The sequence below is a fragment of the Colwellia sp. F1 genome (assembly GCF_056238625.1).
The window spans coordinates 14,455-27,568 of sequence record NZ_JBWDLI010000023.1 but is presented as its reverse complement, the minus strand read 5'-3'; the positions used below and the strand labels follow the sequence as shown (position 1 = coordinate 27,568).

The window sequence follows — 13,114 nt, the reverse complement described above, 5'->3', positions numbered from 1 at the left end:
TCCCTTTACACAACTGTTGGTTTGGTTAGAGCACCTAACCAACAAAGAAGGCGTACAAGTACAAGCCATTGACCTAACACAGGGCAATAACCAAGGAGAAGTGAAGGTGAGGCGTTTACAGCTTGGGAAACAATAAAGGGACAATTGTGAAGAGTAAAGGGTGAAGGGTTAATTGTTAAGAGCAAAAACAAACAGCCCCAACCCCGTCATTCCGTAGGTCACTATCCCCGTCATTCCGTTGGTCACTATCCCCGTCATTCCGTTGGTCACTATCCCCGCCGTTCCGTAGGTCACTTAATACGGAATCTCGGTTTTTAGTAACGTGATAACAGCAAAAAACAGATCCTGAATCGAGTTCAGGAAGACGAAAGAACAAAGCGTGATAACAGCAAAAAGCAGATCCTGAATCGAGTTCAGGAAGACGAAAGAACAAAGCGTGATAACAGCAAAAAACAGCTCCTGAATCGAGTTCAGGAAGACGGGAAAAGGAGCAAAAGCAAACAGCCCCAACCCCGTCATTCCGTAGGTCACTATCCCCGTCATTCCGTAGGTCACTTAATACGGAATCTCGGTTTTTAGTAACGCGATAACAGCAAAAAGCAGATCCTGAATCAAGTTCAGGAAGACGGGAAAAGGAGCAAAAGCAAACAGCCCCAACCTCGTCATTCCGTAGGTCACTATCCCCGTCATTCCGTTGGTCACTTAATACGGAATCTCCTCTCTAGTTTATGGCATTGTGGTTGAGGAAGACTTTAAGGCTTTGTCTACTTAGAGTCTACCGCTTTCCCTTGCCCTATCTCTTCTCACTTTCATGCCAAATGTAACAAAATGTTCTTGTGTTATTGTTAAATATGCGTATATTTTGTTGCCTGATGTTTTAAACAGCATTTATATCAATTCACAATCAATTTTTTAGATAAAATGGCGAAAAAAACTATGTTTCAAGTCCTATCACGGAAGATTCAAATAGCTAATCTTTCAGCAAAAAAATCCCCCTTTAACTTAGCTTTAACAAAGCCAACCACCAAAGGCGTTCGCAAAGCACTTAAGCCTAGCGCAATAATGATTATGCTATCGCTATTTTTAACCGGGTGTAATGATAACGACACCACCACAGACACAACGCCTGAACAACCGGTAGAGTCAACACTCGACACCGAAGTTAGAGCACTCATTAGCACCAATAACCTAACCGGCGACCCAAGTACCGACAGAGAGCTACCGAGCATTGACGACCCACAAGCCCAATTAGGCATGAAATTATTTTATAGTAAAAGCTTAGGTGGCGATTTAGACTCAGCCTGTGTTACTTGTCATCACCCTATGTTAGGTGGTGGTGATGATCTTGCCTTACCTGTTGGGGTAGACGCTGAGCTACCTGACTTATTAGGCCCAGGCCGTATTCATAGTGTTACCGGCGAGCATTATTACAGTGGCGCGGCAACCGTACCAAGAAATTCACCTACTATTTTCAATATAGCCTTATGGGACAGCTACATGTTTCATGATGGCCGCGTTGAAAGCCTAGGTAAAACAGCGAAAAAGAACGGTAACGATGGCTTAGGTATTCGCACCCCTGATGTTGCTTTTGGCACCAGTGATAGTGCTGCGGGGCTGAACTTAGTTGCCGCACAAGCACGGTTTCCGGTCACGTCAGACGAAGAAATGAAAAATTACACTAACTTAGCTGGCACAACTAACGAAGAAGTAAGAGCAAACCTAGCCCAACGCTTAGGCAATTACGGTAACCCCCTAGGTGGTATGTTAGCAATGAACCACTGGTTAGCTGAATTTAAAAAAGGCTTTGACGCCCCCGACGGTACGGCAGAAGAGTTAATTACTTACAGCAATATTGCACAAGCCATTGCCGAATATGAACGTTCACAAGTGTTTGTAAACACACCTTGGAAAGACTATGTACAAGGTGACAACTCAGCCATTAGCGAGAGCGCTAAACGCGGGGCAAAACTCTTTTTTAACAGCACAGAAAATGGCGGCGCCAACTGTAGTTCATGTCACAGTGGTGATTTTTTCACTGACGAAGATTTTCATGTTATTGGCATGATCCAATTAGGCCGTGGCAAAGGTGATGGTGAATCTGGCACGGAAGACTTTGGCCGTTATCGAGAAACATTAAATGAAGATGACATGTTCGCCTTTAGAACCCCGTCATTACTCAATGTTACCGCCACAGGCCCTTGGGGCCACGCTGGCGCATCTAAAACCCTTGAACACGCCATTCGTAGCCACTTAAACCCACAGCAAGCATTAAACGATTACGACTGGTCAGCGTTAAACCCAGCTATTCATGCCACAGACAGTGTTATGTTCACCCAACGGGCGATTGACAAGCTAGCACAAAACCGCGCAGCGGGTATTGCAAGTATTGAAGATATAACACTCACCGACACTGAAATTGCACAACTAGTCGCCTTTATTGAAACATTAACAGACCCATGCGTAGAAGACAGAGAATGTATGAGCCCATGGATTATTGACAACACCGAAAATGATCCCGATGGCCTACGCCTAATCGCCATTGATGGTGATGGTAATTATTTGTAGGTCGTGGCTTTAGCCCGACAGATGTAGGTCGTGGCTTTGCTTACATGGATGTAAGTACTTAGGTTTTGTCTGGAACTATAAACCTGTAGCCCGACAATGCTGGCATTTTTGCCCTATCTTTGTTGGCCTAAAGACCAACCTACCTTTGTTGGCATTAACGCACGTTTTATTGATTTTGCGAACCTATTGCGCTATATTTAAGGCACAACAACCTAATGAATTAAATAAAATGCATAAAGAAACCGATATTTTACTAAAATCAATAGGTAAACTTGTTAAAAATGTTAGATCTGAAACAATGGATCAAGCCGAGCTTGGTAAAAGGGTCGGTGTAAGTCGTACTACAATATCAGCAATTGAACGTGGTATTGGAGTGAATGCTAAAGCACTATTCAATGTACTCTCTTTTTTAGGTTTAGCCGACCTAATACAAGAAGCGGTTAATGATCGCTTTGAATTAATGGAAACTAACCGCTCACGTAAGGCTAGAACAACTCCTGAGGAACTGTCTAATGATTTCTAAAGCATTGAGACTGGCGATTAGCGCCGGCGTATGACGTTTTACCCATCAACGCAAATAGTCAACACGCACTTGGTATAGGGCTAGATGGGCGTAATGGTACTATTGAAAATATATTGTCGCAGTCAGAGCGATTTGGCTTAAAGCGTTTCAAAGCAGAAAAAATTGTCAAAGAAACCTTAGCGCTAGTGTGTTGTTGGCCTCACTACTTCAAAAAACATGGTGTTGGCGATGGAGATTTAGAGCGCTTAAAAGGTGTAATACCAATGCACTTACACGCTTAACTTAACTACACCAACCACATAAACCAGTATTATATTCTATATTATTCAGTTGGCCTTCCTTTTGTAGGTCGTGGCTGTAGCCCGACAATGTTATATTTTTGCCCATTATTTGTTGACCTAAAGACCAACCTACAGGATAGCCTTTTGTAGGTCGTGGCTGTAGCCCGACAAGGGTATATTTTTTGTCCTAATGAGCGGCCTTTTAAGATCAAAAAAGCCGAACCTCTTGCAAGGCTCGGCTTTATTAAATTTTACTAATTAACGCTTATTTTATTACACGTCTAATTGAAACGCTTATTAAAAGTAACAAGGCAAAAATACTAACCGCACCACCGTCTGAACTTTGAACTGTTTCTTCAACTGTGTTGTCAGTGTTATTACCGCCAGTGTTATTGCCACTAGTATTTGTACCAGTAATAGTTACTGCAACAATAGCGGTGTCAGTAACACCAAAGGCATCTTCTACCGTTAAGCGGTAACGTACTTCTTCATCTTGTTCAACATCTGGCATTTTCACCATTAGTCGTGCTTTAGTGCTACTCACAAGCTTAGTACCTACACCGCTAAGTTGTAACCACTTATAAGTTAGTCCTACACCTGACGAGTCTGTACCATCTAAGAAAGCATAGCTTCCCGCTTTAACACTGGCACTTGACGTAACCAGGGCGTTTACCGGTGTTGGGCCAGAGCCAATAACAATATTACCACCTATTACTCTAACAATATTGATTAAAATATCAGTATTGGAAGTGCCGCCATCACTATCAACCGCTGTTAACGTAATTGTGTGTACACCTTCAGCTAAATTGGATGCTAATACGTCAATACTGTCGCCAGTACCTAAATGACCATTACGGTTTGAAGACCAAACAATATCACCAGCTGGTAAATTCCCATCTTCAGCGTCTGTTACATCGGCTCTAAAAGGAATTGACTGAACACTACCAAAGCTGTAATTAGTGCCTGGCGAAAGTATTTCAACGTCAGGTAAATTATTAGGTGTTTGGAATACAACATCTGATTCATCACTGCTAATATTTAAACCGTCACTAACTAGTACTTTAATCAGTGCGTCAGAAGAAGCAACTAAGTTAGATGTATTAACCACTAAAGATTGTTGCTCAACATCTAACGCCAATGTTTGCCAATTAGCCCCATTGTCTGAAGAGTACTGAACAGTAGAATATAATGTGCCACCATCAGCGTCACTAGCATTCCAAGTAATAGTAAAGTCACCCGTCGGTATTATTTCACCACTGTTAGGGTAAGTTACATCAACCACAGGTGCATTAGCAGTAGCCGCTAACTGACCAATAACCAACCCATTGTTTTTTAATACAACTTTATTAGTTAAAGCAAACATTGGCGCTCTAATTGAGAACGTAGCCACACCAAGGTCTATTGCGCCACCACCTCCAACTAGTGGGTCAGCTGATAATTCATTTACTTCTACAGGCACATCATATAAAACAGTGCCATCAGCTTGATGTAACTCTAATGAATAATCTGTTGAACCAGCAAAAACAACGGGAGCAACACTTGACTCAACTTGGCTTGCCGGTGAAAAACGCGCCATATTATTAACAAGGTCTATTTGCCCTGTAAATATATAGTAAGTTGTGGCGGGATGTACTGGCGCTGCCAGTGGTGCAAAATCAGCACCTTTTGCTGGCTTAGGCACTAAAGATGGGTTTAACGTGTTGTACAACCCTGTATAGGTAAAGTCTGACACCCAACGCATTTGACCAGCAGGACGACAGTAGCTCATCATAGCAAAGTTTTGCTCTGGATCTATTATTCTACCAAGGTATGAATCAAAACCATAAACAACGTTTTCAACAGGTGCAAGAGGCCCAATAGTACCAACATCTCTGCCGTCAACTTTATTTATGTTTGGAAATACTGGTGCACCATGCCCAGCTTGTGAACCACAACCAGCCACTGCATGATGTCTACCAAGTGCATGACCAATTTCGTGTCCGTGGCGGTTATAGCCATAACCATTAATGTCATCAACTTTTTGGCCTAAGGAAACGGTAGACGGTATATTGTCGGTAGTACCACCAATAGCCTTCCATGTTTTAAAGAAACCTAAAAAGCCACCCGACCAATAACCAAAGTTTGGCGCTGTTTCATTAGTGAACGCATAATACTGTGTTTTACAAGTGCTACCACAGCCTTCTGATTCTTTTAACTTATATAAACGTGAAAGCACATCAGATGGCTCTACCCCTTCCTCTACATCTGGTAAGGTGATTAAACCATAACTCGCAGAAACATTAGCAACAGGGTATGTAGCCAGCAGGCGTTTACGTAATTCTTTAGCGTCTTTTGTTGACGGTAAATGACTAACACCATTTTTATCTTTAAAGTTAAGGCGGACAAATTTAACATTTAAATCTGAACTTGGAACAAAATCTACCGTAGTTTTACAGTTATTGGCAGTAGGGCCAGCAGCTTCTTGACAAACTAAAGTACCACCAACTGCTTCAACCTCAAACTCAACATTGCCGTTAACCCAGCTTGTAGGCAATTCAAAGTTTAAAGATTTAGATATATCGCCACGCTGTGCAATGGCATCTTGCCCTGCGGCAATACTAGGAGCACTTTTGTAGTTAGCCGTTAATGGCGAACCTGGTAATTCAGTACCACCTCTTTTACCAATTAAACGTGCTGAAGCTTGCGTGATTTCAGACGTTAATGATTCTAAATAAACACGAACAACGGTTTTTTTATCTTCAATTAAAATAACATTGTTTTCTAAATCTTGAATGGCTTGAGTGACTTCTAAGCCAACAAGTTTTTTATCGTTAGGAAGACATAGCTGCCCTACCACATTCGCAAACTCAACAGTGTTAGAAACAACAAAAACTTGACCGCCACCAAAAACATGCGCGCCATATTCTGCATTAGCTTGAGCAGCACCAAAAGAACCATCTGGTATAGCTAAAACAGAAAATGCATCAAGTTGGTATGCTGCCGCTTTTGCATCAGCAATTGCAGTAGCGACTGGAACACCTGAGTTCACTTGTCCATCAGTAGACAAACAAATTGATTGCAATGCGTCAGCTCTAGCATTAGCGCTAAAAATTTGGCTTGCTGTGTTAATACCATCACCTGGGTTTGTTAATGAACCCATTTGAACAATATTGCTAACAGCTTGTATAGCATTTGATGCCGCACTTTCAGAGCTTAACAATGTGTATTCAAGCTCAACTGCCGTTTCATTACCTGAAAACTGAACAATTGAAACCGCAACAGATGAATCTACAGGGAAAGTAGTACGGTCATTCAAGGCATTAGCAATACCTGTTTTTTGCAGAGCAAAGTCGTTTGCATCTATACTACCTGACCCATCGACAACGAATACCACGTCTGTTTTTTCACTAGTATTAGCACTAGCAAAATTTGACAGTAGCGCAGCAAACACTACCAATAATATCTGGCTAGTTTTAGTAGCCATACAAGAAAACTTATACACCATTTTCATCCTTTACATTGAGTTTATTTAGATAAATCATTACAAGTTTTAAAAAATAATTTTTATTTATTAACACTTAAACGTTACAAATTATTACAATAGCTATCAGAGTTTAATCCAAAAGCAAACAAATAAAAACCGCTAACCTGATAATATTTTAAGTTTTAGTCCAACAGATGTAGATTGTGGCTTTGCTTACATGGGTGTAGGTCGTGGCTTTAGCCCGATAATGTTATATTTTTGCCCTATTTTTGTTGGCCTAAAGACCAACCTACATTTTGGGATAAATAAACGTTTGTAGGTCGAGACTGTAGCCCGACAAGCTAGCTTAGGTTTTGTCTGGGGCTATAAACCTGTAGCCGGCCGGTAAATTACAGCTGTACTTATCTGTTTTATCTGCCCCCCTTATTTACTTAATATTTTTGTTACAAATTCCTTACAGTTTATCCATTTATCAAGCACTTTAAGCTTTATTAAATGTCCTATGTAATGGCATAATGTTGCTTAATACATTGGTATATTTTGACACTCTACAAAAGGCATTTAAGTAATGAATAGAATATTAATCGTAATCATTGCAGTTATTTCTGCATATTTAATTTATGGCTCTTTTTCAGAAAGCGAGCAAGTTGATACCGAAGCGGTAGCAAAGATTGAAACTAAAGTTATCTTAAAAGATACACCTGAAATAGATGAAGATTTAGCGGATCCTGACAATGGTATTAAAACGCTTAATGGCGTTTACTCGGCTAAGCTTATAACTAATGCTGCTGAAACCATTCAAGAATATACATTTAATTCAAATGGCACTTTTGAAGTTGATAGACGCATTGTTTCTCCTGCCAGTGACAGAAGAAGTTTTATCGCAAACGGCACTTATGAAATAGTTAAAAATGAAGTGATTGTAACTTTAGATGAAAACAGAAATGTTAAGTTTTTTCCGAAAAGCAGTATGACCTTAAAAATATTAAAAGATGATAACTTAAAATACGATACCTTAATTCTTGAAAAGCAGTAGCTAGTAGCTAAGCAGTAACTAAATAGTATAATAAAAAAGCAGCTTTATAAGCTGCTTTTTTATAGTTATAATTTATTTCAAGCCGTTGTGTGTCATTATCAAGCTGCAACTGAATTTAATTAACAACTTCAGTATTTATTCTTATCCCTTTTTTTGCTGCAAACTGTTTAAGTAATAACTCTGCTTTGCTTAACCCTTGGGTGCTTAATTGTTGTAATAACAGCTCAGCTTCTTCAGCATTTTTTTCGTCTATATACAGTAAGGCTAAGTTATAACCTGCATTTAAATTACCCGCTTGGTAAGCTTTATTGTACAGCGCTATCGCTTTGTTAATGTCTTTCACCGTACCTAAGCCCCTTTCACTTAACGTGGCTAATAACCTAACCGCTTCTAAATCATCCTGCTCTGCTGCTAGGGTAAAGTAGTGCAATGCTAATGGGTAATTGCTCTTTGTGCCAATACCAGAGTAGTAAATCATGCCTAGCGACATAATAGAAGGTAAATGTTCTTGCTCAGCCGCTTTTTTATAATAGGCGATACCCGTTGCTGTTTTACCAACACGTACAGCAATACTAGCTAAATTATGGCAGGCTAATTTATGGTTGTTATTTGCCGCTTTGGTTAACCAATGCAGGTATTTTTCGTTATCGACTAAGCCATATTCTGCTACCGAGTAAAGTACACTTAATTCATACTGTGCTTGGCTGTAACCTAGCTTAGCAGCTTTAGTATACAGCGCTACCGCCTTGGTTAAGTTTTTGTCTTGCCCATAACCATTTAACGCTAACATGCCTAGCGAGTAAAAGCCTTCTGCGCCATTAAGCGCAGCGGCCTTCTGGTATAATGCTTTTGCGCCGCTATAGTTACCTTGCATGGCCTGCAGGTTACCCTTGGCCACGAATTCAGCCCCCTCAGCAGAGTGCTTGATATTAGCGTTAGCGTTAGCCAAGATTGAAAAAAATAAAAGTATCACTAAACGCACAAAGGTTTCTCCTAATAAATAATTGTATTTTATTACTGGGTTAGCTATGCCTGCTAAACCCGATTATTATCCAAATTTAACCCAATAAAAAGGGAGGCATAAAGCCTCCCTTAAACATTAACTAAAATTTAAGTATTAGTTAGTGGCAGTTAATCTAATTGTTGATTCTGCTGTTTCAGTAGTTAGCGACGATTCAGAAGTAACAGTTGTACCCATTACTGTATTATCACCAACAGAAAGTACAGTAACACCAGGTACTATACCTGTTATTGCATCAACATCTTCGGCTAAATCGATAGTAATTGTTTTATTATCAGCACTTAATGATAATGATAAGTTATTAGCAACATTAGCTAAGTCTTGGAACCCAGCATTTGTGCCATCTGCAGAGATAGAGAACAATGCTTGTAATTCACCTTGTGAAATGCTGCCATTTGCTGGTGAAATATCGATTAAAGCTAAATCTAGTGGATGACTAAATGTTACGGTAACTTGTGCAATACCATCATCATCATAACCAGATGAGTTACCATCAACTACACCAGACCATGCCCAAGCAATGTTAAACTGACCTAATTCATTTACAGCTAAGAATTGTGGCGCATTAACTTCCCAGCGATTAAGAGCACTAGTACCCGCAGCAAGCGTTGCGTCACCAGCTAACACACCTGAAAGGCCTGGAATAGCAACAGCATCTGAGCTATGGAAATCTTTCCACGCATTACCGTTAGTATCTAAGACGTTATCCCATACTAATAAACCATGTTGCTCATCACCAGCATCACCTGCAGCATCATCATCATAGAAGAACTCATCTTCTGTTGAAGAGTTACCAGCCCAACTTGTAGAAGCAGTACCTGTTGTAACTGTTAAGGTATTAGTGGTTGCATTCCAAGTGAAGAAACCTGGTGTTGTGCTAGTTGTTTCTGCACCGTCTAAGGTAATGGTATCAAACTGTGTAGGGTTTACAGGGTTAACTAGGTGTAAGTCTACCGTTGTAGATGCGTACTCACTATCAGCTGCAGTCGCACCTGGTAATTCAATTGCTTCATTGAATTTAACAATAAAGTTAGTACCGTCCCAACGTGCATCAGTTACCATTGGAGGGAATGCATCTTCAAATACTACTTGTGCGTTAGATGCTGCGTCTGCAACGTTTTCTAATTCAGAAGTATCGGCAATTACACCTTCTAAGCTTAACGTTCCGCCGTGGTCTGTGTTAGCTAAAGCAACAACATCATCAACTGTTACTTGAACCAAATCCACTTCAGTAATGGTATTAGTATCAACATTTGTTAATGTGTTATTTAATGCTTCAGGTGCGGTAATAGCAGTTGTAATGTTTGCAGTACCCATTGCAGCGCCAGAAACAATTGACACATTCTCTGAAACAGAAACACCAATATCTTGAGATATAGCACCCCAGTTAGTGTATGCAGTTGCATCGTAAGTAGGACGACCGTTGATAGTATCTAAAGTACCAGTTTCACCAGAATCTAGACGGTTTTCCATATCATCAGTTAATGCGTCGAACTCATTACCGCGAAGTGCTGCAGTTAATGTAGCATTACGACCTACTAAATGACGTGGTTGCACGTAAATGATTGGGTTACCAACAGTTGCTTGAACAGCACCTTCACTACCTGTTGCTTCACCACCGTCACCAAATTGAACAGCAGCAGAACCACCAGTTGTAACTAATTTCGCATTTGCTTTAGGTGCACCTAAAGTAGTAATCGCGTAGCTTTCTTGTAAAACTGTTGTTGGTGCAATTTTGTCGTATACAGTCACTGATGACGTAGCAACAGTATCACCGAATACGTTTTTAGCAGTTGCTTTAACTACTGCAGCATCTTCAGTACCTTCAACAACAATTTCACCGCTACCTGAAAGACCTGAATTAGGAGTAACAGAGGTAGCAGAAGGAGTAACAGCAACAGTTACCGTACCTGTTGCATCTTCATATGTAACTACTGCATCATCTGCAATAAAGTTAAGAGCAGAAGGTGTACCGCCATTTGCTGACTCAATTGCGTTTGCAAGTGCAGCTAAACGACCTTCAAGCAATGTTGGTTTAGCAGAGTTTAACTGAGTGATATCAAGACCACCAGAGATGTTATCAGCAAAAACAGAACTATAGTCAGCTAGAACAGAAACGCCGCCATCTTCAGTTGAATTAGCATCAATAATTTGTTCAACCAATGTGATACTTGCATCACCATCAAGCGGGTCAGCTTTTTTAAATGTACAGAATCTGATACTTGCGTATTGTGCTTTAGCATCAGTTAAGTCAGTTAGACGCGCCGCATCAACTGGTACTGAGTCAAAACCAAAAGCATTACCGCTGTTATTTACAAAATCAGCACCGTCAGCATCTTCAGCTAACCAACGTGCGATTGCAACTTCAACTTTAACACCCGCTTTTAAGTCTTCATTGAAAGTTACAACTAAAGCATCTTTTGCTTCATTTAAGGTAACTGTAAAGCTATTTGGGTTTTGAACAACAGCAGGATCACCGATGTAAACACGAACATCATCAACAGTTAAGTTAGGTAGTGATTCAGTGAAGTTAATCACGAAATCATTATTTATACCTTCTTTTAAACCAGTATAAGTTGCAGTTACTGGGGTAATACCCTCAGCTGTTGCTGCTGCTGCAGAAACATCATCAGCATTACTAGCAATTGTAGCTCTAAAAGAAGTTTGGCCATCAATAGACTTAAACATTGGTGGAGTATTTGGCACTGTAGTATCAGGTGTTGCAAATGGACAAACCTTGATTATACCGATATTTTCAGTAACTTGCTCATTATTCGACTCTAAATCTGCCCAAATAACATTTGTATTAGCGCGATTAGCAGGCGCAACATTACTTAACCCCCAATCTTCAGCTAACAAGTTAACTTTAGAGTCAGCCGGTAAAGTAATAGTAAACTGACCGTTAGCGTCAGTTTCAGCTGTAAGATCTTTTGTTGACAGCGCAAAAGTACTACCTGGAGTTGCTGTAGAAGTATTACCACTTAAAGCTAAAACATCAGCCGCAATCGTAGCACCTGCAATTACTTTATCGTAGTTTGTTACAGTACAATCTGTTAAGTAACCCGTAACCTTAGCTGATAATTTTGGTAACACTACTTTACCTGCACCGTAGCTATGGCCGCTAACAAATGTTTGAGTAGTCGTTTCTGAGTTAGCACCATCTTGACCGTTACCTTGACCACCAGTATTGTTAACTTGTGCTTCAGGAGTAAGAGTGATAGTACCACCTAAATAGCCTTCAGGCGCAACAACGGTAAGCGTTAAAGCAGCACCAACAGTATCGTTGTTTTGGTTGCCTTCGTTATTTACGCCAGCAACATTTATAACGTTGATATTTTCGAAAGTGTAAATACCACCTGCGTCAGTAATTGCCGTTTTACCTGCTAGGTATACTGCAGCACCAACGATTGGGTTTTCGTTAGTATCATAAACAGCACCTGATACTGTTACGGATAATTCTTTTTGATTTTCAACAACATTCTGGTTTGAATCTGTTTGAGAGTTTGAAGTTGAATTAGCTACATCGCCGTCTGAGTCACCACATGCTGCTAAGCCTAAACTTAGTACAACTGCGAGTGCTACTTTTGTTTTATAAAATTGAGTTTTATTAACCATTATAGTGTTCCTATCACTTAAATATTACTTAAATACTGCATATAAAAAGATATGAGTACATTTAAATCGTGTTTTTCGGTTTACAACATTAGCACGTTTTACCAATAAAAAAAATCTACCGTTATATTATAATGGGTAAATAGTTTTTATTATTAGAAACATGCTGTTTATAGTTATAAACCTGAAACAATATCATGTTGGAATTCTGCTTCAAACTGAACTTTACGCAACATATAACTAAATACGTAAAACAAAATATCACCTACAACCTACATGTTTCAAAAAGATAGTAACTTTATATTTTTTATTAATCAACTATTAATCAACATATAAAGTTAATTTTTTCTGCTATATAAGACCAATTTCTTAATAAATTGTAATTTGTTGTAATTATATGATCAAATCGAGTATTTCAGCGGGGTGCGGGGAAGGGATAATGGTTAATTTTTAATGATGAATGTTTAATTTTTAAAGATGGGGCTAGGTGCTAGGACAGGGATAGTAGAAGGGATAATGGTGATGAGGTGTAGACTTTAGAGCAGATAAAAGATTGAGAAATAGTAGCTTTGTCGGGCTAAAGCCGCGACCTACAAATGCTAGCTTGCCGGGC

The 13,114-nt window shown here is 39.8% G+C and carries 8 protein-coding genes; 4 read left to right on the top strand and 4 right to left on the bottom strand.

Translation table 11 applies throughout. The annotated features are described in order from the left end of the window. Positions 1-13: 13 nt before the first annotated feature. On the top strand, positions 14-136 hold the full coding sequence (gspM, locus tag AC0UA9_RS16195) for a type II secretion system protein GspM (RefSeq protein WP_475661611.1): 123 nt from the start codon (positions 14-16) through the stop codon (positions 134-136). Positions 137-294: 158 nt separating this feature from the next. Here the strand turns inward: gspM and AC0UA9_RS16190 are convergent, their stop codons facing one another. Next, the gene (locus AC0UA9_RS16190; protein WP_475661608.1) at positions 295-543 is read right to left on the bottom strand and encodes a hypothetical protein; all 249 of its coding nucleotides are present in this window, start codon (positions 541-543) and stop codon (positions 295-297) included. Between the two features lie 393 nt (positions 544-936). On the opposite strand from AC0UA9_RS16190, the gene AC0UA9_RS16185 reads away from it, so the two are divergent. Next, positions 937-2,565 carry a cytochrome-c peroxidase gene (locus tag AC0UA9_RS16185; RefSeq protein WP_475661606.1) on the top strand — a complete coding sequence of 543 codons (1,629 nt, stop codon included), beginning with the start codon at positions 937-939 and terminating at the stop codon, positions 2,563-2,565. 229 nt (positions 2,566-2,794) lie between these two features. After that, complete coding sequence (locus AC0UA9_RS16180) at positions 2,795-3,088, top strand: helix-turn-helix transcriptional regulator (protein ID WP_475661605.1); 294 nt, start codon at positions 2,795-2,797, stop codon at positions 3,086-3,088. Positions 3,089-3,634: 546 nt separating this feature from the next. Here AC0UA9_RS16180 and AC0UA9_RS16175 read toward each other — a convergent pair. After that, entirely contained in the window at positions 3,635-6,832 is a 3,198-nt protein-coding gene (locus AC0UA9_RS16175; protein WP_475661603.1) for a vWA domain-containing protein, read from the bottom strand. Between the two features lie 568 nt (positions 6,833-7,400). On the opposite strand from AC0UA9_RS16175, the gene AC0UA9_RS16170 reads away from it, so the two are divergent. After that, positions 7,401-7,868 (top strand): hypothetical protein, encoded by a 468-nt coding sequence (locus AC0UA9_RS16170; RefSeq protein WP_475661601.1) that lies wholly within the window; start codon positions 7,401-7,403, stop codon positions 7,866-7,868. A 115-nt stretch (positions 7,869-7,983) separates the two neighbouring features. Here the strand turns inward: AC0UA9_RS16170 and AC0UA9_RS16165 are convergent, their stop codons facing one another. Together AC0UA9_RS16165 and AC0UA9_RS16160 are read right to left on the bottom strand one after the other, a co-directional pair. After that, entirely contained in the window at positions 7,984-8,850 is an 867-nt protein-coding gene (locus AC0UA9_RS16165; protein WP_475661598.1) for a tetratricopeptide repeat protein, read from the bottom strand. 135 nt (positions 8,851-8,985) lie between these two features. Next, the gene (locus tag AC0UA9_RS16160) at positions 8,986-12,504 is read right to left on the bottom strand and encodes a hypothetical protein (protein ID WP_475661596.1); all 3,519 of its coding nucleotides are present in this window, start codon (positions 12,502-12,504) and stop codon (positions 8,986-8,988) included. Positions 12,505-13,114: the final 610 nt, after the last annotated feature.

What these genes read in the sequence shown, in the direction of transcription:
- AC0UA9_RS16170 (WP_475661601.1), top strand. Translation starts at nt 7,401, where the DNA reads ATGAATAGAATATTAATCGTAATCATTGCAGTTATTTCTGCATATTTA.
- AC0UA9_RS16180 (WP_475661605.1), top strand. Translation starts at nt 2,795, where the DNA reads ATGCATAAAGAAACCGATATTTTACTAAAATCAATAGGTAAACTTGTT.
- AC0UA9_RS16190 (WP_475661608.1), bottom strand. Translation starts at nt 543, where the DNA reads ATGACGGGGATAGTGACCTACGGAATGACGGGGTTGGGGCTGTTTGCT.
- AC0UA9_RS16185 (WP_475661606.1), top strand. Translation starts at nt 937, where the DNA reads ATGTTTCAAGTCCTATCACGGAAGATTCAAATAGCTAATCTTTCAGCA.
- AC0UA9_RS16160 (WP_475661596.1), bottom strand. Translation starts at nt 12,504, where the DNA reads ATGGTTAATAAAACTCAATTTTATAAAACAAAAGTAGCACTCGCAGTT.
- AC0UA9_RS16175 (WP_475661603.1), bottom strand. Translation starts at nt 6,832, where the DNA reads ATGGCTACTAAAACTAGCCAGATATTATTGGTAGTGTTTGCTGCGCTA.